At 58.1% G+C, this 25,226-nt stretch carries 17 protein-coding genes and 1 pseudogene; 10 read left to right on the top strand and 8 right to left on the bottom strand.

Going from position 1 to position 25,226, the window contains the following annotated elements; genetic code table 11:
* Window positions 1-62: 62 nt before the first annotated feature.
* Entirely contained in the window at window positions 63-674 is a 612-nt protein-coding gene (locus tag MK745_RS13825; RefSeq protein WP_043753615.1) for a transferase hexapeptide repeat family protein, read from the bottom strand.
* 253 nt (window positions 675-927) lie between these two features.
* On the opposite strand from MK745_RS13825, the gene MK745_RS13820 reads away from it, so the two are divergent.
* From MK745_RS13820 to MK745_RS13790, 7 genes are all read left to right on the top strand, one after another.
* Window positions 928-2,112, top strand: a complete 1,185-nt coding sequence (locus MK745_RS13820) for a lipid-transfer protein (protein WP_138424257.1) — start codon at window positions 928-930, stop codon at window positions 2,110-2,112.
* 24 nt (window positions 2,113-2,136) lie between these two features.
* Complete coding sequence (locus MK745_RS13815; protein WP_067927628.1) at window positions 2,137-2,967, top strand: SDR family NAD(P)-dependent oxidoreductase; 831 nt, start codon at window positions 2,137-2,139, stop codon at window positions 2,965-2,967.
* 179 nt (window positions 2,968-3,146) lie between these two features.
* On the top strand, window positions 3,147-3,776 hold the full coding sequence (locus tag MK745_RS13810; RefSeq protein ID WP_243613890.1) for a TetR/AcrR family transcriptional regulator: 630 nt from the start codon (window positions 3,147-3,149) through the stop codon (window positions 3,774-3,776).
* 4 nt (window positions 3,777-3,780) lie between these two features.
* Complete coding sequence (locus MK745_RS13805; protein WP_243613889.1) at window positions 3,781-5,379, top strand: acyl-CoA carboxylase subunit beta; 1,599 nt, start codon at window positions 3,781-3,783, stop codon at window positions 5,377-5,379.
* A 9-nt stretch (window positions 5,380-5,388) separates the two neighbouring features.
* Window positions 5,389-6,183: a crotonase/enoyl-CoA hydratase family protein gene (locus MK745_RS13800; protein ID WP_028288551.1), complete on the top strand. Its 795-nt coding sequence runs from the start codon at window positions 5,389-5,391 to the stop codon at window positions 6,181-6,183.
* The gene (locus tag MK745_RS13795) at window positions 6,180-8,183 is read left to right on the top strand and encodes an acetyl/propionyl/methylcrotonyl-CoA carboxylase subunit alpha (RefSeq protein ID WP_243613888.1); all 2,004 of its coding nucleotides are present in this window, start codon (window positions 6,180-6,182) and stop codon (window positions 8,181-8,183) included. Before MK745_RS13800 ends, MK745_RS13795 begins: the two co-directional genes overlap by 4 nt.
* Window positions 8,180-9,346, top strand: a complete 1,167-nt coding sequence (locus MK745_RS13790) for an acyl-CoA dehydrogenase family protein (protein WP_243613887.1) — start codon at window positions 8,180-8,182, stop codon at window positions 9,344-9,346. Before MK745_RS13795 ends, MK745_RS13790 begins: the two co-directional genes overlap by 4 nt.
* A 118-nt stretch (window positions 9,347-9,464) precedes the next feature.
* Here MK745_RS13790 and MK745_RS13785 read toward each other — a convergent pair.
* The 7 genes and pseudogenes from MK745_RS13785 to MK745_RS13760 form a co-directional block, all read right to left on the bottom strand.
* Window positions 9,465-10,457, bottom strand: a pseudogene (locus MK745_RS13785) (IS30 family transposase).
* 241 nt (window positions 10,458-10,698) lie between these two features.
* Window positions 10,699-12,234: a hypothetical protein gene (locus MK745_RS13780; RefSeq protein WP_243613886.1), complete on the bottom strand. Its 1,536-nt coding sequence runs from the start codon at window positions 12,232-12,234 to the stop codon at window positions 10,699-10,701.
* Between the two features lie 56 nt (window positions 12,235-12,290).
* Window positions 12,291-15,248 carry a TrlF family AAA-like ATPase gene (locus MK745_RS13775; protein ID WP_243613885.1) on the bottom strand — a complete coding sequence of 986 codons (2,958 nt, stop codon included), beginning with the start codon at window positions 15,246-15,248 and terminating at the stop codon, window positions 12,291-12,293.
* Window positions 15,249-15,511: 263 nt separating this feature from the next.
* Window positions 15,512-15,829 carry a VpaChn25_0724 family phage protein gene (locus MK745_RS19895; RefSeq protein WP_431978977.1) on the bottom strand — a complete coding sequence of 106 codons (318 nt, stop codon included), beginning with the start codon at window positions 15,827-15,829 and terminating at the stop codon, window positions 15,512-15,514.
* A gap of 17 nt (window positions 15,830-15,846) precedes the next feature.
* On the bottom strand, window positions 15,847-17,343 hold the full coding sequence (locus MK745_RS13770; RefSeq protein WP_243613884.1) for a hypothetical protein: 1,497 nt from the start codon (window positions 17,341-17,343) through the stop codon (window positions 15,847-15,849).
* A 6-nt stretch (window positions 17,344-17,349) separates the two neighbouring features.
* Window positions 17,350-19,884 (bottom strand): S8 family peptidase, encoded by a 2,535-nt coding sequence (locus tag MK745_RS13765; RefSeq protein WP_243613883.1) that lies wholly within the window; start codon window positions 19,882-19,884, stop codon window positions 17,350-17,352.
* Window positions 19,874-21,082, bottom strand: a complete 1,209-nt coding sequence (locus MK745_RS13760) for an AAA family ATPase (protein WP_243613882.1) — start codon at window positions 21,080-21,082, stop codon at window positions 19,874-19,876. Before MK745_RS13760 ends, MK745_RS13765 begins: the two co-directional genes overlap by 11 nt.
* A gap of 658 nt (window positions 21,083-21,740) precedes the next feature.
* Between MK745_RS13760 and MK745_RS13755 the strand changes: the two genes are divergently transcribed.
* The 3 genes from MK745_RS13755 to MK745_RS13745 all read left to right on the top strand — a co-directional run bounded on the left by MK745_RS13755 (window position 21,741) and on the right by MK745_RS13745 (window position 25,211).
* Window positions 21,741-22,088, top strand: a complete 348-nt coding sequence (locus MK745_RS13755; protein WP_243613881.1) for a hypothetical protein — start codon at window positions 21,741-21,743, stop codon at window positions 22,086-22,088.
* Between the two features lie 142 nt (window positions 22,089-22,230).
* A complete protein-coding gene (locus tag MK745_RS13750) occupies window positions 22,231-24,096 on the top strand; it encodes a ParB/RepB/Spo0J family partition protein (RefSeq protein ID WP_243613880.1) in 1,866 nt (621 codons plus the stop codon).
* A 371-nt stretch (window positions 24,097-24,467) separates the two neighbouring features.
* Entirely contained in the window at window positions 24,468-25,211 is a 744-nt protein-coding gene (locus MK745_RS13745; protein WP_243613879.1) for a hypothetical protein, read from the top strand.
* The last annotated feature ends 15 nt before the right edge of the window (window positions 25,212-25,226 follow it).

The raw sequence follows: 25,226 nt of genomic DNA, 5'->3' as shown, positions 1-25,226 counted from the left end.
GCGCTTCCATCTGGCGCTTTCGGAATCTGAAGTAGTCCTGACCGGTCCGGTTCCCGGACAGGTCAGGACGATGTCCGCCGCGCCTCCTGAATGGAGACGACGTCAGAGGCCGCCATGCCGGGCCGGTTTGCCTCGACCGCCTTCAGCGGCTCGACCGGCGTCAATCCGGCCAGACAGTCGCGCGCAAGTTGCTGGTATTCCGCGGTGCCGCGCGTTTTCCACGCGATTTCTTTCTCGCTGACCTCGCGGATCACCTTTGCCGGCGATCCCACCACCATCGAACGCGGCGGAATCACGGTTTCGCCACGCACAAACGCCTGCGCGCCGACAATCGATTCCGCCCCAAGCTCTACACCATCCATAATGACGGAATTCATTCCGACCAGAGCGTTCCGGCCCACTGTGCAACCGTGCAGGATCGCGCCATGGCCGATGTGGCCGTCGCTTTCCACCACGGCGTCGCGGCCGGGAAAGGAATGGATGATGCAATTGTCCTGAACATTGGCTCCATCCCCGATCACGATCCTGCCGAAATCGCCCCGCAAGCTTGCTCCGGGGCCGATGTAGCATCCATGACCCAAGATGACATTTCCGATCAGAACGGCCTGGGGGTGGACATATGTATCCTCGGGCACGACGGGTATAAAACCCTTGAACTCATAACAGTATGCCATTCCGACCACCTTTCGTAAGCTGAGTGCTAAACGCTTGTCAGCGGTTGCGCCGGGACCAGAATCCCTCAATTGTGCCGCCAATCAGGGCGTGTGGCCCGAAAACAAACACAAGTTAGAAAATAGCGCAAGCTCCCTACGTCACAGCTTGGCGATATTGACACTTCCCAAGGTTGGAATTTAAAATCTAACAAATGGTAGAAAATAGGCTGGCGGACCGATTAGGGTGGCCTGACCGAACTTGGGAGAGAGAGAAATGACAGACAAAGCCTATGTTGCAGGCGTTGGGATGGTCCCGTTCCAGAAGCCGGGAAAATCCGAAAGCTACGATGTGATGGCGACCGCTGCGACCCGGTCCGCTCTGGCAGACGCGGGGTTGGATTATGATAAAGTCCAACAGGCCTATGTGGGCTATGTCTATGGCGACAGCACCTGCGGTCAGCGCGCCTTGTACCATGTCGGAATGACAGGCATCCCGGTTCTGAATGTGAACAACAACTGCTCGACCGGATCGTCCGCCCTGTTCCTGGCCAGGCAGGCAGTTGAAAGCGGCGCGGTCGAATGTGCTCTGGCACTTGGGTTCGAACAGATGCAGCCTGGCGCAATCGGTGCGATGTTCCATGACCGGGTCAGCCCGTTTGCGGCATTCGACAATGAAACCGACGAACTGGTTGGCAGTGCCGAGATCCCGCTGGCGCTGCGGTACTTCGGCGGTGCGGGCAAGGCGCATATGGACGAGTTCGGCACCCCCCTGGAAACCTTCGCAAAAATCCGCGCCAAGGCCAGCCGACATGCTGCGAAGAATCCGGTTGCCCTGTTCAGGCAGGAGGTGACGGCGGAAGACGTCATGGCCGCCCAGGTCGTCTGGCCCGGCGTCATGACCAAGCTCATGGCCTGTCCGCCAACCTGTGGCGCGGCCGCCGCGATCATTTGTTCCAAGGAATTCGCCGACAAGCACGGACTGGACAGTTCGGTTCGGATCGCGGCGCAGGCCATGACGACGGACGGCCCGGAAACTTTCGAAGCCCATGACATGCGCGAAGTGGTCGGCTTTTCGATGGCCAAGCGCGCCGCCGATCAGGTTTACGAGGACGCGGGCATCGGGCCCGAGGACGTGGATGTGGTCGAACTGCACGACTGTTTCGCCCACAACGAGCTTATCACCTATGAGGCGCTTGGCCTTTGCGGTCGCGGCGAAGCGGCGAAATTCGTTGATGATGGCGACAACACCTACGGCGGAAAATACGTGACCAACCCGTCGGGCGGTCTTTTGTCCAAAGGCCATCCGCTTGGGGCGACCGGCCTAGCGCAATGTACCGAGCTCGTTCAGCAGCTTCGCGGCCAGGCAGATGCGCGCCAGGTTGATGGCGCACGTCTGGCGCTTCAGCACAATCTGGGCCTCGGCGGGGCCTGCGTCACCACGCTTTATGAAAAAGCCTGATAGCGCCTTTCGGGAGGAATCAATATGACTGGAAAACTCGACGGGCGCGTGGCGCTGGTCTCGGGCTCGGGCCGGGGCATTGGCCGCGAAATCGCTCTCAAACTGGCCTCGGAAGGGGCCCGGCTGGTGATCAACGATCTGGACGCCGGTCCGGCCAATGAAACCGCCGAGGCGGTGCGCGCAATGGGAGCTGAGGCCGTGGTCTGTGCCGGCAGCGTTACCGAAGACGGTTTTGCCGAACGGTTCATCAAGACCGGCGTGGACAGTTTTGGCGGGTTAGACATCATCGTGAACAACGCAGGCTACACTTGGGATAGCGTCGTTCAGAAGATGTCCGACGAACAGTGGCAGGCGATCATCGACGTCCACCTGACGGCACCTTTCAAGATCCTGCGCGCTGCCCAGCCGGTGATCAGCGCCAAGGCCAAGGAAGAGGCCGCCGCCGGGCAAGAGGTGTTCCGCAAGGTAGTCAACATCTCGTCCATCGCAGGGACCGGCGGCAATGCTGGCCAGATCAACTATTCCGCCGCTAAGGCCGGTATCCTAGGGGTCACCCGGACGATGGCCAAGGAATGGGGCCGCTATAAGGTCAACGTCAACGCCGTCGCCTTCGGCCCGATTCGCACCCGCTTGACCGAAGGCAGCGCGGATGGCGACAGCACGATCAAGGTCGAAGAAAAAGAGATCAAGGTCGGCGTGAATCCCGATCTCCTGTCCCAGATGGAGCGCATGATCCCGCTGGGCCGGGTCGGCACTCCGGAAGAAGCTGCCGGTGCCGTCTATCTGTTCTGTGCGCCGGAATCGAACTTCATTTCAGGCCAGCACGTCATCTGCGGTGGCGGTTTCGTGATCTAAGGCAGTTGCCCGGACCCGATGACGTGGTCCGGGCAAGCACATTAATGTCTGGGCGGCCTCTTGGCGGTCGCCAATGCGGAATTTTCCGCAAACTCTAGTCTGGCACGATCACGACGATTGACTCACTTGAGTTATTAACCTAACAGTCGTTAGTTAGGTGTTGGGGGATACGAAAGTCTATGGCACAAAACGCGGCAATCAAAGTCAACGAGACATCGCGCAGCGCGGTTGGACGGGACGGGGTGCTGGACATTGCCGCGCGGCTTTTCCGCGAACAAGGCTACGGGTCCGTTTCGCTCCGAAAAATTGCCGAGGCCGCCGGGATCAAGGCGGGTAGCATATACTATCATTTCGGTTCCAAGGACGAGATCGTCGCGGCCGTTCTTGATGCAGGGATTCGAGTCGTTCACGCGAGCATGAGAGACGCCATCACCGACCTGCGGGCCGATACCGACGGCGAAACGGTACTGCGCGCCGCGATCCGGGCGCATCTGCGCGCGCTTCTTGATGTGAGCGATTATACATCGGCGAATGTGCGTATTTTCGGGCAGGTGCCGCAATCCGTCCGGGATGCCAACTTGCCTACGCGAAGGGCCTATGAGGCAGAGTGGGACAGTCTTCTGTCCCAGCTTAAGAAAGACGGCACGCTGAAGCAAGACGTCGATATCCGTCGCCTGCGCCTGATGCTGATCGGTACATTGAACGCCACGCTCGATTGGTTCGACCCGGACCGCGGTAGCGCCGATGCGTTGTCACGCACCTATGCCGATGTGTTCCTCAACGGGATACTCCAAAGACAGGATACCTGACTTCATGGCACGTCTTGAAACAGCGGTGCTGACCGCATCAGAGACCTACACCCGCAACCACGCCGCACAAAGCGAGCGCGTCGAAACGCTGCGCGCGCGGATCGCCGAAGCAACGGCTGGCGGCCGCCCCGATATGGTCGCGCGGCATCGCAAGCGCAGCAAGCTGTTGGTCCGCGAACGGATCGACCTGCTGGTGGATCCGGGCACTGCGTTTCTTGAGCTGTCGTCGCTTGCCGCCTACGGTCAATACGGGGGCGAGGTGCCCGGTGCGGGGATCGTGACCGGTATCGGGATCGTCCACGGGCTGCCCTGCGTTGTGATCGCCAACGATGCGACAGTGAAGGGTGGGTCTTTCTATCACGAAACCGTGCAGAAACACATCCGCGCCCAGGAAATCGCAGCCGAGAACCGGCTGCCCTGCCTCTATCTGGTGGATTGCGGCGGTGCCTATCTGCCAGAGCAGGACCGGGTTTTCCCCGATGCCCGCCATTTCGGCAATTCCTTTTATCGTCAAACCAACATGTCCGCGAGCGGCCTGCCGCAGATCTCGGCGGTCTTTGGAGGCTGCACGGCCGGTGGGGCCTATATCCCGGCCCTGTCGGACGAAGTCATCATGGTACGCGGCAACGCACGCATCCATCTGGGCGGCCCCTCGATCGTCAAGGTGGCGATCAACGAAGAGGTTGATGGAGAAACATTGGGGGGGGCCGAGATGCATTCGCGCTTCTCCGGTGTGTCTGACCATCTGGCCGAGGACGAGTATCATGCGCTTGCTCTGATGCGCGACATCGTATCCGAACTGGGCCTGTCGCGCCCGATGGGTCCCGATGCAACCTGCGCGCCGCCGGCGCGCAACCCAGAGGAACTGCTTGGCGTCATCAGCGCCGATCGCAAACAGCCCTATGACATGCGCGAGGTTCTGCTGCGCATGATCGACGCCGGCGAATTCCGCGAATTCAAGCCCGGATGGGGTGAGACGCTGGTCTGCGGCACCGCGCGGATTCACGGCTATCGAGTGGGCATTCTCGCAAATAATGGGGCGCTTGTGTCCGACAGTTCGCTCAAGGGCGCGCAATTCGTGTCGATGTGCGATCAACGCAACATCCCGCTTTTGTTCCTCCACAACATCTCGGGCTTCATGGTCGGCACCGAAGCCGAGCGCGGCGGCATTGCCAAAGACAGCGCCAAGCTGGTCTATGCCATGTCGGTTGCCAAGGTGCCGCGCCTGTCGGTCCTCTTGGGCGGCTCATACGGGGCAGGCAACTACGGCATGTGCGGACGTGGTTTCGCCCCGAATTTTCTCTTTGCCTGGCCCACGGCGGAACTGGCCACCATGTCTGCCGACATCGCCACAAATGTGATGCTGGAACTGCGCCGCCAGAAAGGGGGCGACCCGGGCAAGATGGAGGCCGACATGAAGCTGATCGAGGAGCAGGTTCGGGCCCAGTACGGTGAACAGTCCGATCCCTATTATGCCACCTCGCGGCTTTGGGATGACGGGCTGATCGAACCCGCGCAAACCCGCGATATCCTTGGCCTGTGTCTGGCCATCGTGACATCGGTGCCCGAAGCCGGGCGCCATACGCCTGTATTCAGAATGTGAGGCTTCAAGTTGACCAATACCTACAACACGATCCTTATCGAAACCGATGCGCGTGGCGTCGCCACGCTGACGCTCAACCGCCCCGACAAACACAATGCGCTGAATGGCGAATTGATCGCAGAGCTATACGATGCCGCCGAAAAGCTGGCTGCAGATGACGATGTGCGTATTGTGGTCCTGACCGGCGCGGGCAAGAGCTTCTGCGCGGGCGGCGATTTCAACTGGTTCGCCTCTAATGTCGAGAAAACCCGTAGTGAAAGGGTCGCACAAAGCGCCACGCTGGCGCGGCTGTTGCGCCGTCTTGACACGCTGCCCAAACCCTTGATCGGGAGGATCAACGGCCCGGCTTACGGTGGCGGTGTCGGCATGATCTCCGTCTGCGACTACACCATCGGCGCCGAAGGCGCGCGCTTCGGTCTGACCGAGGTAAAACTGGGCCTTCTGCCCGCGAATATATCGCCTTATGTGGTGGCCCGCATCGGCAAGGTGCATTCGCGTGAAACCATGCTGTCGGGGGCGTTGTTCGACACGGCCCGCGCCGAGCGGATCGGTCTGTTGACCGAGGTTGTCGCGCCGGGCGACCTGGACGCCACGGTGAACCGGGTGGTGCATGATCACCTTCAGGCCGCGCCGGGTGCCGTGGCCGATACCAAGGCGCTGATCGCCTATGTCGCGTCCCACGATCTGGAGACCAACATGATCTACACCGCCGACCGGCTGGCCGATGCGTGGGAGACTGAGGAAGGTATCGAAGGCATCAACAGTTTCATCAACAAGGGCGTTCCGTCATGGCGGGTGAAATGAGCTTCACCCGCGTTCTGATCGCCAACCGGGGCGAGATTGCCCGGCGCATCCAGCGCGGGTGCCGCAAACTGGGGCTGGAAAACGTAGCGGTGTTTTCGGACGCGGACCGCGACGCGCCCTTCGTGGCCGAGGCCGATCATGCCGTCTGCATCGGTGGGGCCGCCCCGTCGGACAGTTATTTGAACGTCGAGGCCATCCTTGAGGCCGCGCGGGCGACGGGCGCGTGTGCGGTGCACCCGGGCTATGGTTTTCTGTCTGAGAATGCCGGTTTCGCGGCGGCGGTCGAGGCGGCGGGCCTTGTGTTCATCGGGCCGGAACCCGACGCTATCGCGCGGATGGGCTCCAAGATCGAGGCCAAGGCTGCCGCCGAAGCCGCAGGCGTGCCCGTCCTGCCCGGCTATCGAGGCGAGGATCAGTCCGACGCGCGCCTGCTGCAAGAGGCCGAGGCGCTAGGCACCCCCTTTCTGGTCAAGGCCAGCGCCGGCGGCGGCGGACGCGGGATGCGGCTGGTCTCCGATCCGGGCGACGCACCCGAAGCGATTGCATCTGCCCGGGCCGAAGCGCAGAGCGCCTTCGACGATCCGGCGGTGTTCCTCGAACGCTATGCACCCCGTGCCCGCCACGTCGAAGTGCAGGTTCTGGGCGACACTCACGGCACCGTGCTGCATCTGGGCGACCGCGATTGTTCGCTGCAACGCAACCACCAAAAGCTGATCGAAGAAGCCCCCGCCGCCGATCTTCCCGAGGCTGTGCGCGACCGCATGCGGGCGGCAGCGGTGCGGTTGGCGCAGGCGATCGGCTATCGCTCCGCCGGGACGGTGGAATACCTCTATGACCCCGGGCGCGGTGAATACTACTTTCTGGAAATGAATACCCGGTTGCAGGTGGAACACCCCGTGACCGAGGCGATCACCGGCATCGATCTGGTCGAATGGCAGTTGCGCATCGCGCGGGGCGAGCCGCTGGCGCTGACGCAAGGCGATGTGCAGTTTGACGGGCACGCCATTGAAATCCGCATCGCCGCCGAAAACCCGGCCGAGAATTTCCGCCCCGAAACGGGCGAGATCAGCCTTTGGGCTCCGCCCGCCGGCGTGCGGCTCGATACCGGGGTCGAGGCAGGCTCGGTCGTCAGCCACCATTACGATTCGATGATTGCCAAGCTGATCGTCCACGCGCCGGATCGGGCCGGTGCGATCCGCCGGGCGGTTGTCGCAATGGATGCCTTTGCAGTCGGTGGCGTCGGTCTGAACCTGGCCTATCAGCGCGCGTTGCTGACACACCCGGATTTTGAGGCGTTCCGGCACCATACCTCAGGCCTGCCCGAGATGTTTCCAGGCGGCTGGACTGAACCGTCCGCTGATCCCCGGGACATGGCCCTTGCCGCGATGGCGCTGCATCTGCATCTCGCCCCGGCGGGCGCGTCGCCCTGGGAAAGCCTGGGGTCATGGCGGCTCACGGCCCCTGCGGGGTGGCCCGGTGCAGCATCCTATTGGGAGACGACAAAAGACGACCCGATCCGCGTAAACGGCTCCGGGTCGGTGTTGACAGCCGTACAGCCGGACGGCCAGACCATCACGGTCGAGAGTGCCGCCTTAACAGGATGCCGTCTGAGCGGACGCATCGACGGGGTTCCGTTTTCGCGCACCGCCTATGTCGCGCGCGCGCCGGGTCACTGGCGGGTGCACCTGCAAACCCCTGCCGGAATGACCGCGACAGACCTGCGCACGCTGGAAGACCAGCATCTGCAACGTGCCACCGGCGGGTCTGGCGTCGCTGACCTGTTGTCCGCACCCATGCCCGGCGCCGTTGCCGAGGTGCGTGTCGCACGCGGCGACCGCGTTAAAGCCGGTGACACGCTTGTGGTGCTTGAGGCCATGAAGCTGTTGCAAAGCCTGCCCGCGCCGGTCGCGGGCGTAGTGACGGAAATCTATTGTGCACCGGGCGACACGGTTGCCGGGCACGCCCCACTTATCAAACTCGATCCAGAGGAAAACACATGACCAGACAAGACAACATCACCGCGGCCTCCGGCCCGTTCAACGAAGACCTCAACTTGATCCGCGACCAGCTGCGCCGGTTCATCGAAACCGAGGTGACCGCCAAGGCCGAGCCCTGGGAGGAGGAGGGCATGGTGCCCCGCGACGTGCTGCGCCGGATGGGTGATCTCGGCGTTCTGGGGATGCGCTATGACGAACAGTATGGCGGCGCGGGGCTGGACGTGATGTCCAGCGTGGTTTTGGCCGAAGAGGTCGGGCGATCCACCTTTGGCGGATTCTCGGCCACGGTTCTGGTCCACACCGACATGGCCTCGCCGCATCTGGAAAACGCCGGCAAGCCCGAACAGAAGGCGCGGTGGATGCCGTCGATCACCTCTGGCGAAATGATCACCGCCGTCGCCGTGACCGAGCCGGGCGCGGGCTCGGACGTGGCCGGCATGCGCACCCGCGCGGTGCGGGACGGGTCGGATTGGGTGCTGAACGGCACCAAGATGTTCATCACCAACGGCGTGCATGGCGATCTCTACTTTGTCGGCGCCAAGACCGATCCCGATGCCAAGGGGTCGCGCGGGATCACCATGTTTGCGGTCGAAAAAGGCACGCCGGGCTTTTCGGTCGGACGGGCGTTGAACAAGACCGGCTGGCTGTGCTCGGACACTGCCGAACTGATCTTCGAAGATGTCCGCATCCCGGCCGAAAACGTTCTGGGCGAGGTCAACCGCGGCTTCTATTCGGTGATGAAGAACTTCCAGAACGAACGCATCGTCCTGGGTGCGATGGCCTGTGCCGAAGCGCAAACCGCGCTGGACATGACCGTGGATTACGTCAAGCAGCGCAGGGCCTTTGGCGGCGTTCTGTGGGACAAGCAGGCCGTGCGCCAACGGCTGGCCGACTGTCAGACGCGGATCGCGGCAGGACGTCAGCTGGTCTATCACGCCGCCGGTCTGGATGCCGCGGGCGGTGACTGCGTGAAAGAGGTCTCGATGGTCAAAGCCTATTGCGGCGAACTGGTGAACAGCGTGCTTTATGACTGCGTCCAGTTTCACGGCGGCATGGGTTATATGCGCGAAACACCGGTGGAACGCATGTCACGCGATGCCCGTGTGCAGGCCATCGGCGGCGGGGCGAGCGAAGTCATGTTGGAAGAAGTCGCCAAGCGCATGTGAGCTTACTATCCAAATAATTAACAATCTACAGAAGCAAGGACGAAAAAGATGAATCTGGAAACCACTCAAAGCCAATCAGTCGCAAGTGATGGCTCAAGGGTCGTTGCGACGTTTTCCTCTATCTCAGCTTCATGATCTCTTCTCTGAAGGCCTCGGTCGGTGTGCGCCACCCAAGGCACTTTCTGGGAGTTCCGTTCAGGCGGTCACAAATCGTCTTCATATAGCGATTTGAGAGCGCCGCGAGCTGGGTATCTCGAGGCAGGTATCGGCGGGCACGCTTGTTCAGGTTCTCGACCGATCCTTTCTGCCAGGGAGCTTGAGGGTTGCAAAACCAACTTTCTGTACGGATGCCGGATTGAAGCCTGCGCCATTCCCGGAACTCGAAGCCTCGGTCGAAGGTGTTCGAACGCCGTGCCGACTGGGGCAGGGGCTCCATCACATCCATCAGCTTATTCATCAGATGCGTTGAGCTGCGATCATTGTTGCGGAACAGCACAGCAAAGCGGGTTTTTCGCTCGCCCAGAGAAGCGACGTTCATCTTTCCCTGGGCGCGTTCAAAGATCATCAGATCGCCTTCCCATTAACCGAAGGTCTCACGGGTCTTCACATGCTCCAGGCGTTGATGGATGGACCTATCTGTTGGGAAAACCTGGCCTCTGGGCCGTCTGGCATAGCGCGGCTATCGTTTCTTCCGGCGACTGGGTAGGTGGCGCGCCAGCCGCTCGGATTGGCCTTCGCGACTGTAGACATAGGCGTAGATCGTTTCGTGGCTCACTCGAACCGGCTGTTCATCATAGGCAAGGCGGCCAGCAATCTGTTCTGAGGTCCAGCCAACCTTCAACTGTTTTATGACATGGGCGCGCAAACCTTCCAGCCGGATCAATTTGCGGCGCCGAGCGCGCCGAGCATCAGCCGCTCTATGCGCATTCACACGGTAGTAGCCATTCAAATACGGCAGTTCGTCATCTTCGAATTGGTTGCGTTTGATCTCACGATAGACGGTCGAGCGATGCCTGCCGATCTCAGCCGCGATCTTGCTTACAGGCATCTTTGCGTTCAACATGTCTTCAATTGGGCGTCTCTCACGCAAATCCAGCTCTGTGTGGGCCATGTTCTTTCTCCTTGCTTTTCAGCAGGATAAGGGATTTGTCGCAACCCAGTTTAGAATGTGCCCCTGCAAAAATAAATCTCGTAAGGTTTATTATGTTAAGTTATTTCATGCCACAGAACCGACATACAACCCAGATCCCCGATGCTGCAGGCACAGCCCGCTTTCCGGTCATTCGCTGAATCTGATCAATCTAGCAACGATTAAATTCGTAAACTTAGGTCGTAGTATCGTTTCCCTGGGGCTAGGTCTCAAAGCCGCCGGAAATGAGCACTGGCCCTGAAATACCTCTGCGGCGCTTGAAAGCTTCGACCGAAAGGTCAACGAAGTCGGATGTGTCTGCTCCCGGCGCGCGGATGACTTCATCAATGACACCAGGCTGCCCAGCAACAATCGTTATTTCTGTGTCATCTCGCGCGACAGAAGCGATAGGTACTTCGATGAGAGCTGCATACTGAACGCCCATCAGTTCCACAGATATTGGCGCTAGGATCTGCTCAACCTCGTCAACGATTCCATCGTCCGGCCATCTTGGAAAAATCAGTTGCCCTTCTGGTATCGAACCCAATGCGAGCAATTCCGCGTGTGTACCTACCCATTCATTGAATGCCTCAAATTGAATAGTACCTTGAACTTGGCGCGTGGACTTGCCGATTGCTGTAGAAATTCTTCGCAGCATTGGTGCTACAGGAATCCAATGCTTGAACGGGCCCTCGTCTTCAATGATGGGAAAGGTCATCCGAGCGTCTTGGACCTGAATTGTCACTTTCTTTTTTGGTTGCGCCAGGATTGCGCCGATTTCGTAGACCTTCACTGCTTCCTCAAAATCAACCGTCCTGCTACCATCGTAGTCGAAAGTGATGCCAGCTCGCTCGGCTTGAAAATCAAGGGCCAATTCCAGGTATTGGTTTGCAAGTCGGATTTTTTGGGTTTCTTCGTCTGCTGCAAAGGGAGGTGGAACGAAGACGTCCACGGGAACAGCCGCCCATTCTCCGGTATCGGCTTCAAGCTCGATTGACGCGGACAGAAGTGCAGGAGCCTCCATTTCAAGGATGGCGTCCCGGAGATAGATTTGATCGTTGCTCAGCGGTATTCCGAACCGTTGTTGCTCGATCGTCAGGTGATTGATCTCAAGTTGTCTTTTGCCGCCGAGGAACAGATCACCAAGCATTTGACGGGCATTTTCTCCAGGAACAAAAAAGCGCCCGATGACTGGTTGCCCATCGAAACCGCAGGTCTCCCGTATCCGTTTTTTGTGAATGGCGTAGCTATCGGGGAAGCCATTCACGATGCTATGCAGGGCTCGTGACAATCCTTGCCCGTCTGGGCCGATTTCCGTTGCGCGATCCATAGGAATAGGAATTTTGACTTTATGAATGTCTCGGTTCCCTTTTGCTTCTTGTTCGCGGACACGGAGCAAGGTGTCGGCAACAAGGTCATCATCCACTGGCACAATCACACATCGTTTCGATCGCCGCGCCCTTCTCTCATAAAAGAGAACTGCGATCGCCGCTGGCAGATCCGTGTCGACCAGATGTTTTAGGGCCGACAGCTTAATACGCGGAGCCGATTTGGACTGTTCTGTCGTTTTTACCTGAACGAGAAACTTCGGGAGGTCATTCTGACCATCGAGGGGCCGGTTGGGACAGCGCTGCGGATCAGCTTCAAGCATGAAATCCCAACCAAGACGATCAGGCTCGGACCTTTGCGCGTATAACCCTTCTGGTTCGCACCAGCTTGCGAACTCATTCTGTCCTCTCGTTCCCGGGTCTGCCTTCATGGAGTATGTTCCGCAATCCTATAGTCGACGCGAGCGTTGGGGCCGCCTAAGTCTGGTTATCGTTCAAGTCGCACCCGGAGACGTCGTGCGCGCTCTTTGAATGCCTCTTCACCGCCTTCCAAGATATCGCAGACATGTTTTCGCATCTCTGCATCTTCGAGGCCGCCGGATTGGTAGGTTATTGGGGGCAACTCGCCCGGGCTGTGTGGACCGGCAGTCGCGACGATGATCTGGTCCGCATCAGTGTTTATCACGAGATTGGCATTGTGAGTGACCATGATGACTTGCCGTTTTGCCTTTGCGGCGACGAACAAGCTAACGAGTTCATCAAAAATCGATTTGGGGTCTAAGTTCTCTTCCGGTTGATCAATGATGAGAGGCCGTTGGTCGGCTTCGTCGAGTGCGAGATAGAGTAGCAAAAGCACGATGCCGCGCGTGCCAGGCGACAATTTGGTGATGTCTGTCCCTTCATAGTCGATACCATATTCGATCTGGATGTGGTTCGTGCTGAACAGCCATTTTGCAAAACGCATCAACCAGTTTCGATACGCCGCCGCGTCATCAGCCGGCACATTTGCGACGGCCATTAGTTCGTCTTGCCATTCCTCTGTGAAATGTTGGAGTGCCTTATCAATTGATGCGACATCTCCGGTCTCCCAAGCTGCTCTGATGTGAGTGTTCGCCCATTGCTCGATCGAGCCTTTGCCCTTGAAATCCCCTGCCCGTCTCAGATCGAACAATCCTTCTCCGTCAGAAGCCCACGTGCGGACATCGGCCTTTCGAGTGGCCGAGAATGAGAGCTTCTGCAGCGTGCCTTGTGCAGCTTGGAGCCGGTCGACCAACGGCTGATAGAGATCGCGCAAAACTTGCTCTTCGGCGATGATGGCAGCGAACACATTTACATACGCCTGCTGTCGGCTTTGGCTGAGCGTTCGCATTCGCTCCGCGGCCCCCTCACAGTCGGCCAATGAAGTTCGTAGGTTCTCAATCTGCGTATTTTCACCAGCAATCCGTTTTACAAGTCCGGCAAACTTTTGAGCGGTCTCGGTGTCAATGTTGATGAGCTTTTGAAGACGCGTAGCTTCGGCTTCCAGTACGGCAAGAGACGTTTTCTCCGGATCCGCCTCTTCAGAAAGGTAGGGCTGATTGATATCCGCAATCGGATCTGGGATGGTTCCCCGCCAGTCATTGGCGTTTTGCTGTGCCGTGGCGAGTTTTGCCTTAAGTGCTGCGTCGACATCGCCGTGATATTCAAGAAGAAAGTCATCCCAGTCGCTTTCTTCGAGACGGGTCGCAACGAAACTAGCCTTCGTCGCACGCAAGGTCTCTGGTGCCTTGTTTTCTCGGAACGCTTTGACTTCGTCCTGTAGCGACAACAGCGAGGTTTCCTGATTTACAAAGTACCGGACATATGAGCGGACCTTCTCGGCTGCATTGGCAATAACAGTGAGCCTCTTTGCCCGAGCTTCGCTGCCTTTCACGATGAGCTTGTCCCGATCAGTTTCCAATCCCTTAACCAGACGTTCTTTCTGGTTGAGCTGCTGCTTGAGGCCCTCAATTCTTGACCGCTTCTCTCGCTCCGCACCGATCTGATCCGAAAGAGAAACGATGGCTTCCTCCGCGCGTCCTCGCGCCAAACGATGCCGGGTTGCACGGAGTTCGAGCAGTTGATCGAACCGGAACGTTCCATCTTTTTCTGGATGAGCCTCGAAAATGACGCGCTCTATCTCTGCCAGAAGTGCATCCGTCATACCGTCCGCTGAACAGAGCTCTTCGACGAATTTCTGCGAAAGGTAGAGTGCTCTGGGAAACCGTCCCTCAAGTTCGGGATCATACTCGTAATCGAGGAGATCGCGTTCCGACGGATCGCCACTACCCCAATCGATCGTCACGCTAACGCCCGACAACAGATCGCCGGCACGGATTAGGAAGGATGCCGTGCTTAAGCTCTGAGAAGCCGCATCGCAACCGGCAGCAATTGCATCGGCAAGGGCAGTCTTTCCAGAACCACGTGCTCCGATGATTGCGACTAAACCTGGGTTGAGATCAATCTGTGGCGAGGCCGCCCAGTCGGCACCCACAATGGTCGCACGCGAAATTACCTGCGAAGGTGTTGCGCGCATGGGTGGCGCTGCTCCCACATAGGCACGCCCACTAGGATCAATGACCGCTTGCCTGAGAGTGTCAAAATGAGCACCACCCTTAACCCAGGAGAAACGATCGCCGTCCGGAACACCGACTTTCTCCGTATCATGAGCATCGCTGCCATGAAGGCATGGCTTGAGTGCACCATAGCGCTGCCGAATATCGCTCTCAGAGGTCTTCCTCCCCAACCAGTAGTCACGCTGACTTGGGCTACTCGAAAAAACGATATGGGCAAACTTTTCGACTTCTTGGCGTTGGGCGCCTTCGGATTCTCCCCGCATGCCGGAGGTGCCGTCATTGCCACTGCCTGCAACGGCGATGAGGATGTTCTGTTTTGCCCAATCAACAGCCCGATAGACTTCCACCAATTGCTCAAAACTGACCTTGAACTGTGTTGCCCCACGGGCGAGCGCAGCTCGTTCGGTCAGCTTGCCGTCAATCTTTGAACCGAGCCGCGTAAGATCATCGGGCGTACAGGTGAATCGGTCACCAGAAAAATCAAATGTCAGTTGCGCCAGAAAGCGTTGTGTTGCCTGCACATGATCTGGATCCTCTGGATTGATGAGCAGATGGCAATTGACCCAATTGCCTTTGACTGTCCCAAATGCCAGTCGAAGTTCGACGTTTGGGAATATCAGATCCACACCAGAAAGCCGACCATCTTGGTATTTTGCCGCGCGAACTTCTTGGTAAGTGTCCAGCAAATAATAGTCTGTGACCCCGAGCGCATGGATTTGCGGACTCGAAGCCTCAATCTTCGAGAGATATTGTTCTCTGCTATCCGCTCCCTTGAACTGGTCGTTGAGGACAGTTCCGGGTGCGTGGATATGCGGTTCCCATCGCAGCCATCGAGATCCAGAGTTTGTCATGTCAGCCTCGTAGTTTGTCTAAATGTCTTTCTTACAAATCAGGCCGTGTTTCACACGGAAATCCAAACCTTGCCGTTTCCAGTGAAGGCCGGTGGCGAGCGTATCCTTTAGGAACTTAGGAAAACCGCAATACAATGGATCGTTTCGACATTACGGAGAGTTTCTCGATAAATCCATATTTTTCATGAATTTAGTAGGCCGTGCCTTTCCCAACGGCGAAGGCAATGTCATCATGTTTTCAGGTTGGGTTCTGTATCTGCAATTCAATAAGGGCACTCAGGCTCTGGTCGTTTTACTCCCTCTGAAATCGTCTTGCCTTCAGCTGTCTCCAGCCCTTTCTCCGCCAACTTTAGGATATGCAGTTCCTCTACTATTTCCGATCGCAGATGCCCGTCTCCTTCGAGAGACGATGCAAGTGTACGCAATTCTGCGCGCGTGCATGTCAATGCGAGGTGGCGTAGCCAGTCCAATAGCACATCCTCGTTAGACCGATACTCTGGAGACCGGCTCAGGAATCGTAGGATGGCCAGCGAACGATGTTGTTGGAGAATTTGGGTCGTTTCATTTTTCCGGTTACTCATTAGACCACCTGGTGTCCCTAGTTTGGGCCAAGGCGGGCTGCTTCTGCCAGCAGCCAATCCGCATGGTCGTCACCCTCTTCCAGCTCCCAATCCCGCGCCTTCGCTATCTCGTAGCCGATAAGGTCGCGCGCCTCTGAAGCGGTGCAGCCAGCTTTCCTTAGCCTGATCTGTTTGATGCGAGCATCTGTGGCCCGACGCTGGTGGTCTTCAAATTCGGCAATCGCTTCTAGAAGCGATGAGTTGTTGGTGATCAACTCTTCGACACTCTCGAAGTTCACGTCGTGAGCAACGTTTGCCGTGGCCGGAGTTGCCAACTCTCGCAGATTTTCCAGTGTTAGTGCCCGGGCGTCCAGGTCCGCTCGTCGCTGTCTTTGTTTGGCGACAATTTCTCGGCAGTCCTGGCAAATCAGCTCGTATTTCGGTTCGGAAATGACGATGTCCCCCGCTCCATCAAGTCGACGCCGCCAAAGTTGCTCTGCGTCAACCTCAATGTCGAACCCTTCAAAACGGTGAATCCTTGCTGTCCATTTCCCGCGATTAGAGCGTCGGCAAATATCTCTTTTGGTGCGCCCGCAGCACTGGCATTTCCAGGTATCTCCTGCATTGCGCCAGTGTTTGCTATTCGCGCTCTGCTCCGCATCGAGCATCGAGTATTCGGCATCTGTTGGCGGCTTTACATTCTTCCGTTTAGAAGGCCTTTGGTTTCCGCCCACACCATCGCGGGCCACAGATCGGGTCTCTATTGCAGCGCCAAGGTGCAGACTGTGAATGTCTGGTAGTTCTTCTTGGCAAAGCCGAAACAGGATGTCTCTGGCCTGCGGCTGGCCTTGCATTTTTTGACCCGGCGCGACCTCACGATGGTGGCGGCCTTTTGCAATTCTCGCTGCCATCCGCCTAGCAAAGTCGACGCGGTCAGCTAAGCCTTCCTTCTCTTTCTCCCAAATGGCCCGGGCGCGTTCGAAATCTACTTCGTGCACGCGGTTGTCGCTCACAGTGATGAAGTCGGCGATTTCCGACGGCGTGAATGTGAAATGCGGCGCGATTTCATCCCAAAGCTCACGCTTCACACGCCCATCCGCAAGATTGCAATCCGCGCAAATCTGGGCGGATTCAAAACGCTCCACAAGTGGTCTGAGTGCCCCTTCTGCACGACTGATCTGCACACGGATCTCCGGATTATCGCAACAGGAGAGGATCTCCTCGAACAACTTCTTTACCAAATCATCCAGATGATCATGGTGAAGTTCCAGATGGCAGAGCAAAACCCCTCCTGGCGTCAACCTGACGATCTGGCGTTTGTGCCTCTTACAGCAAGGGCAGCTCCATTCGGTCGAGGTTGAAGCCCAGCCCCGGTTAAGATCCAGTCTCCGCGTTTTAAACGTGGCCAATAGCTGTTTGGTTTGAGCACTCCACCGGCCGTCGCGAAAAGGTGCGATTGCAGGCATGTCCTCATCACCGAGCGAGGAGATGTTTGGTATGGTAATAGAAATGTGGGTTCCGTCGGTCGTTGTCATGAAAAGTTATGCTCTTGGGCGCAGTCTAAACACACTACGCAGGGCTTGAGCGTTTGCCCGGCTGGATTGAAGTTGCTGCTGAACTTGGCTGAACACGGGCTGCGTGCCATCTGGGTCTTCGATTGTCATGACCAGTGCGAAGGGTACGCCGTCAGCAGGAAAGGTCGTTTCGGCCCGAACCAAGCTCGTAACTTCCAACCGCCAATCGGTTGTCTCTCCGACTTCGTTCAGCGTCATCTCGTACTGCTTTAGTGGCCACCATTTTAATCCATGACTGATCAACGCCTTCTCAGGTACGGCAAGGCCTTGTGCGTTCGGCAGGTATTTCGGTTTGGCGCGATTAGCGAAGCGGACACCGCCGTCTTTTTTGGTCTCTATCAGGCGCTGTTTAAGCGACGCTTCGAGATTTACCCGAACGAACTCTGCACCGAACGCCGGGTCCAATGGCGGTGCGTATGCTAAGGTCATGCGCACTTTGCCGGAGCAACTACTTCCGCTGACTAGGGCCTGGGGCCAACTAAAAGGAAAGCGCAGGATTGCTGGTTTTCGCTCCCCGATTGTAAGGCGGCTCTGGAAAACCAGGGTGACTTGGTGATCGTCGGTTTCGAGCATCTCCATGGCGCCGCAGGGGCGGCCATACCCTGCGAACTGACGAGCAATATCTTTCAAACCGCGTTTTGTTAGCGGATCTGGCATCTGTGCACTATGCACCATCATGGCCTTGATCGCCTCAGGCGTCAGTCCGCCAGCAGTTGCGGTATCCAATTCCGCAGCACTTCGGGCTATCAGTGGAGCAGCGAAGCTCGTGCCGACGACTTTTGTCTTGTGGCCTGTGACGGAAAGCGAAGACATTCCCGTGGTTTTCGCTGGATTTGTCTCGCCGGCACCACCGTATGCAGCGACGTCTGGTTTCACCCCAACTTGTAGACCTGGGCCGCGCCGGGTGTAGGTAGTCGGCGCGTCTGCAATATGTGCCGTCCCAGGTGGGTTCAGAGCGCCCACTGACAAGGTGCGCACGCTTTCCGAAGGCTTCTGCAGTGTATCCGGCGAGGTTCGGTTGGCGAAATAAGTCTTAACGACGCTTGGTTTTGCCTGCCATGGCGCACGCGCCTGGGACTTGGGCAAGTTGCCAACTGAGTTGATAAACAGGACGCCGTGCGTATCAGCGATCTGATCCAATCTAGCGGCATAGATGCTGTACCGGCTCGCTTCGACGTCCGAAATTGCATTGATAGACAGATTAAAGATCCGAATACCATGAGCATCCTTGGCCTCGATCACCGCTTGCTCGAGCTCTTCAAGGAAATCTGAAAACCCCTTCGGGTACTCGCGCATGAAGTTGCCCTTCGGGAACAGTGCAGCATCGTACACCAAACACCCATCGGGTTCGGGGGCCAGGTTCGGTGCATTAATGCCCTGCCCCATTGCTGCGATCCCGGCAACGGCCGTTCCGTGTTGAGGATCACAATCCGAAAGGTCGAGGTAGTCGAAACGATCTACAATCCAATCGCCCAAGATATCCGAAATGCCGGAGTCGATGACGCCCAATCTGGGATACGTTGCATTGGGCTGCGGGACAGGAATTGAGATATCCAACCCTTGGTCTTCGACCTCCATAGTACTTGTCCAAGCCGGATCATCTGCCAGTGTGAGCTGGATCGGAGGACGGATTGCACGAACCAGAGGGTGCGCTTGCAGCGAGCTAAGAGCGGCTTCATGCCGATCAGGATTCAGGTCAGCTTCTGCCGATCTTACTGCTGGAGTTGCTTCCCCTGAACTCAGACCGATCCCACTGTCAACGATGGCACGAGTGTCACTGCGTGTTAGTTGCAGCTCGAGGACGGGCGTGCGGCCGATCTCGGTGGCAATGAACGTGCGGGCCCCCTGTCCCAGACCTAGGAGGAGTTGTTCGAGGCTTGCCAAGAGAGCTCGACGACCGGTCACATCGTCTGTGATTTCACGTCTCTCAGGCGTCTCAAAGAGCTCGATCTGATAACCTGAAACCGATGCCGGGTCGCTAAGTAGACGAACCGCTTCCGCCACAGAGAATTGCCGCTTTTCCACTGAAGGCGCGATCTCAATCGCGTCGATCGCACCGACTTCAGCACGCGCGGCTGATGGAGCCTTGTAGCTCTCGCCATCCGATTGCCGAAACTTGGTTTCTACGACGATCTCGGCTTCGTTCACCCGCCTGATCAGTGCGTCCAGATAAAACTCCGGCGCGCGGAAGTACAAGGTGCCAACAGCATCCGCCCCAACGCAGGGAAACTGCGCCGGTTTAAAGAGGTATGACACTGGGCGATAGGATTTCGCGAGTGCTTCGGTGCGCATTTGCACCTTCAGATATGCCGCTGGGCCAAATTCTTGTTCGGAAATCTCCAATTTGGCCTGTTTCAGCGATTCCAGTAGCGCGGTCTTGTGGCGTTCGAAGGCAGCGTCAGCACCGTCGAAGAAATCCTTATTCCTAGGTGGCTGCCCCGGTTCGGGTGCCTGATGGAAGTCTTGGTCGTTCAGGATGATCTGGACTGGATTATTGGGCAACGAACCGCTCCGCTACTTCGAGATGGCGCTTCTTTTGCTTGATCTCACTCACTTTGGACTGACCGAACCCTGTGGCTTCTCCGATTTCCGTTTGCTTGAGCCGAAGGTCATGATCATTCGCCGCAAGGCTAACAAATGCCTCGAGATCTTCCGTCAGCATCCACGCTGCTTGGTTTTCCAGATGCGGAGCCTTCGACAAAACTCCAACAAGGGCGTCAAACACTGAGGCCGCGTTCTGCGGGCTTTTGTTCAGTGCGAGAGTGCGCTTTACAGCCGTGCAGACGCGCTCCAGATCTGCGCCCGACAATCCCGCCAGACAGTAAGCAAACAGCTTGATTGTTGCTGGAGATGCAGGGACGGGCTTGAGGAAGCGGGCAATCATATGCTCGCGGGCATCGGAGTGCGGAGCATCGATGTGGATCTGGCTTTCGAACCGCCGCCAAACAGCTGGGTCGAGAAGCCTGTCGTGATTTGTGATCGCAATGGTAATCCCATGCCTGCGCCGCTCATCCAGGTTCTGCAGGAGCGTATTCACCACACGCTTGATCTCTCCGATCTCCTGAGGGTCGTCTCTGAGCTTGGCCAGAGCATCAAACTCGTCCAGCAACAGCACGCAACGATAGCGGTTCGCAAAGGAGAACAACCCAGCAATGTTGCGAGCAGTTGTGCCAAGAAACGACGAAATGAGCCCGTCGATGCGTGCAGTTAACAGAGGCAAGCCGAGCCGATTTGCGACGTAGTGAGCCGTCAGTGTTTTTCCTGACCCCGGAGGACCGTAAATCAAAACGCTTTTTGTTGGCTCAACATCCATCGAACTCAACAGGGCCGCACTCTGCCATTCCTCGATCATACCCTCGACGGCTTCACCCACAGTCGCACCGTGAACCGGTGTAACGATCTCATCACTCGGGAAAGCAATCTCGCAAAGAGCGGCGCCGGTCTCACGATCTATCGGCGGGTTAGCGTCGCGAGACAGTTCTTCCCCAGTGACAAGCGATCTCGAAACTTCTACTCGGCTCGGTGCCAGCTCTTTTGTTTCAGAGGCGGCGTGCAGGAGGCGTTCCAGGACTTCCACTTCCTTCTCCGAGCCGGCCTTCCGGAGGCGGCTCTGTAGGCGGCGAACTTGCTTGTCCACTGCTTTGGCATCGCCGTTAAGGCCTGCGCGAATGATGCTTTGTACCGCTGAAAAGTGTTCCATATCTGGTTTCTGCTCTGAGAATCTGATTTGGAGCCAAAATATCTGTGGGTTGGGGAAATATCAAGAAAAATCGCCGACTCTTTGGAAAATGACTGCTCGGAATCTCGAAACAGGGTGCAGGAATCTGGTGGAAGATACTTTTGACTGGCACGCCAGCGCTCCAGCGCTGACCAGGCTCTTGGCTACGCCCGGAGCCGCGTGACCCGCGTCTCCGCCATTCGGTGGCGATCCTTCGTGCATGTCTCAGGTGAGATCGCGGGCGAGACCGCGATCGCTTGAATCAATGGTCAGCCGGGTCTCCGCTTCGCTCTAACCCGGCTGGCAGGTTTCCAGTGTTGAATTCCGCCTGCCATCCGGTCGGCGCCCCGAACAGGGGCTCTGGTGTCGCGTGCCGCGCCAGCCTCCTCGGAGAAATCCGGTTCCTCCCGCGCGGATGCGCGGGTCCCTCCCGATTTCACCGCTCCGGCCCCCTGTGTCGGGTCGCCTTCCGGCCGCAGGACGGGCTATCGCCCTCACCTGCTCTGCCCAGCCGAAAAGCACGGGGGCTTTTCGGGCTGACAGATCAGTCGAGGCCTCCGCCACTGGCGGTAAGCGGGCCAAGGCCAAACGGTCGGAGAAATCGAGCACCGCGCCGCTCTAACCACGAAAGGAGCAGGCCATGGGCCTCGATCAATACGCATATGTCAAAACCCCCGAGAGCGGCGATGAGGGCGAAAGCCCCAAGTTCGTCTGGCGCAAGCACTCGAAGCTGCAAACCTTCATGGAAGGTCTCTACACCGAGCGGACCGGGCTTTCTGCCTCCGATCTGAACTGCGGTGAGTTGAAGCTCGAAACCGCCGACATCGACACGCTGGAACAAGCGGTGAAAGGAGGCGCCCTGCCCCATTGCGAGGGCGGGTTCTTCTATGGCATCAGTTTCAAGACGAGCAGGCCACTGAATACCGCGACTACGATCTGGAGTTCTGCGCTTGGGCGCGGGCCGAAATCGCACGAGGGTCGACCGTGATCTATTCCTGCTGGTGGTGACGCCTCTGGGTCGGGTCGCATGAGCGGCCCGGCCCCCTCCCCTACCCCATCAACAAAACCAGCCGCCGAGCGCCTGGGCTGCGCTCTAAGCGGGCCTGACACCCATCCGAAAGGACAAACCAATGACGAAACAACAACCCATCCAAACCGATGCCGCCAGCGCCGTGATCCTGCAAATCCCCTTGGAGATGCTCACCGTCTCTGATCTTAATCCACGCAACGCTGTTTCCGAAGCTCACATCGAGACGCTGGCCGACAGCATCGAGCGCTTTGGCCTCATTCACAATCTTGCAGGCCTCATGGACGAGAATGGAAAGGTTGGGATCGTCGCGGGCGGGTGCCGCCTTCGCGCCATTCAGATGATTGCCGAGCGGTCCAAAGACCACGCCTTCACCACCGTGCCTGTCAAACTCGCTGCTGACGCTGCCGAGGCCGAGGATTGGGCCAGCGCCGAAAACGCCGCCCGTGTGGATATGACCCCGGCGGATGAAATCCGCGCCTTCGGTCGCATGAAATCGCGCGGGGCCACCGTGCCGGAAGTCGCCCTCGCCTTCGCAGTCACCGAAGCCCGCGTCTATCAGCGGCTGGCTTTGGCGGGCCTGCCCGAGCCGGTGCTCGACGCGCTTTCGGCGGGTGAGATCAGTCTCGGCACCGCCAAGGCCTTCACCCTCTCCGATGACGAGGCGCTGACCTTGAGTCTTCTGGATCAGGTGAAGGGACAGGCGGTGTCCGAGAGCGCCATCAAGAACGCGCTGCAACCCGATGCGATCAAGGCCACGGACCGTCGCGCCAAGTACGTTGGGATCGAAGCCTATGAGGCTGAGGGCGGCACGGTCACACGCGATCTCTTCTCCGACGAGGTCTTCCTCGCTTCCCCTGCCCTTTTGGATCGCCTGTTCGCCGAGAAGTTGGACGAAGCCCGTGCCGATCTGATTGATGCTCAAGGCTGGGCATGGGCAGAGGCCCGGCCCGAGGCCTGGCTCAACTACTACGAACTGGATCAGATGAAGCTGGCCCGCCTCTACCCCATCGAGGGCGATCTGACCGAGGCGGAAGCAGAGGAATATGACGAATTGGCGGAATTGGCCAATGGCGGGGTTCTGGACGAGGACGGTGAAGCGCGGCTCTCGGAATTGCAGGCCACTCTCGACGGTGACTATTCCGAGGACCAGAAAGCCCATGCGGGCTGCATCATCCTTGTCAGCAGGTCCGGAAACCTTGAGATCACCGCCGGTCTGGTTCGCCCGGAGGACAAGAAAGCGGCCATTGAGGCTGGCGTTCTGCAAGCGCCGCAGACCACCAAGTCTGACACCCCGAAATCTCCCTACTCGCAAAAGCTGTTAGCGGATATGCAGGCGATCCGGCTGGCATCGGTGCAGGCCGCCCTTCTGGCCAAACCAGAACTGGTTTTGGACCTGTTGGGGTTCGGGTTGTCGGAAGTCTCGGGCAGTATCGAGAGCGTTTTCGGCATTCGACTGGACCGTCCGACCAACGCGCCAAGCGTGGGAAACGGATTTTCCAGCGAGCCGCGTCTTCAGCACGGGATCGATGCCAGCGAATACTGGCAGAAAGGCACTCGCGTGGAGGACCTGTCGGACGCCTTCACCGCTTTCCGCGAAGCCGGCAAGAAGGCCCGCAATGCCCAGATCACAGAAGCCATTGCGCGTACCCTGCCCTACCGGGCTGGTAGCGCTGAGTTCTTCGGCCTGATCGCGGACGAGGCCGGGGCCGATATCCGCAAGCACTGGACGCCCACGGCAGAGAATTTCTTCTCGCGGGTGTCTGCAGGCCATCTGGTCGATCTGCTTTGCAAATTTCTCGACTGCGATGCCCGTGACGAGCGTGTCGCCGGTTTCGCCAAGCTCAAGAAGGCAGAAAAGGCCGAGAAGATGGAAAAGCTCGTGATCGACCCCACAACCCAGAAGCTCATGGGGGTGACACTGGAACAGAAAGCCAAACTCGACAAATGGGTGCCCGACTGCACCTGATGGCTCCTTCGTGGGGAGACCCAACTGGCCCCGCTTCGGTGGGGTCTTTTTTGTTTGAGTTAGCATCAAGACGCGAAGCCTGCAAAATTGTCCGGCGGCGGGGCAGAAGGCCGAGCCCCCTGCCCCGCCGCCGGACCGGCGCTATCCGCGCGGGAGCACCGCCTGGGCGGTGCGGATTGATTTCAAAAAAACCGAACCGGACAAATACTTGACGATCCTAGGTGGAAACCCGATATTGAAATCGGCCTTCCGCACAGGCCGGTGTGCCCGCCACGCAAAGCCTTGCAGTGCTTGAAGTTTTGTTATCGACCCCTTCTTAGCGGATCGATTAGTAGCGGGCACCTAGTCAGATCCGGAACTAGGAATGGATCATGACTCAAGATCGCAATATGAAAGACCTGAAGACCATCGCAAAGAAGATCGCGAGGTCAAAACGCATCGACCACCATGAGGCACTCGATATGGTGGCTCAGGAACTCGGACATGCCCATTGGTACGCGGTGTCCGCTGCCAACAAGAATGGGTGGACCCCACAGCCGGATGACCTGTCCAAAGCGACCGGCTTGCTTGAACAAGTCAATCCTAGAGCGGTTCCGAACGAAGGAGAGCCAGATGCGACCTCCGAGATGTTCGGCGATCCCGGCGGTGAAAGCCAGGGACAGATCGGCCCACATCACTACAGGATCGATGTCTCTATGGATGACGTCTACATGAGCGGCCGCGGCTGGCTCATCCATGTCCCTGAGGCGCCTTCGAGACCGCCAATTGTTCAGGTGACCGACAGACGGTACAAGGTGAACCCAACAAGTGATCCCGACTTTGTTGCTCGCGCCTTGGAAATTGCCAATGTCAAAGCCGAACAGGTGCGTGCACGCATTGCTTCGGACTGGCCAAGGCGCTCAACGAAGCCGGACGCCCAAGGTCGTGCCCTTCATCCGATTCATCGGGATGAGAGTGATACCTGGTACTGTTTGCATTGCGATGAACAATCGTCTGGAAAGACCGTCGCCGCCAACCTCTGGCATTGTCCGGCCTGTGGCGCATCACCGATCGATATCTTCAGCTCTCCCTGGTGGCTTGATGATTTTCCGGGGACTCGCGAAAGCTCGGCGTAGCCTGTGCGGGTGTGT

Source organism: Shimia aestuarii, from assembly GCF_022814865.1.
Classification (GTDB): Bacteria; Pseudomonadota; Alphaproteobacteria; order Rhodobacterales; family Rhodobacteraceae; genus Shimia; species Shimia aestuarii_A.
The sequence above is the reverse complement of the archived record's forward strand: the minus strand, read 5'-3'. Positions and strand labels throughout refer to the sequence as shown.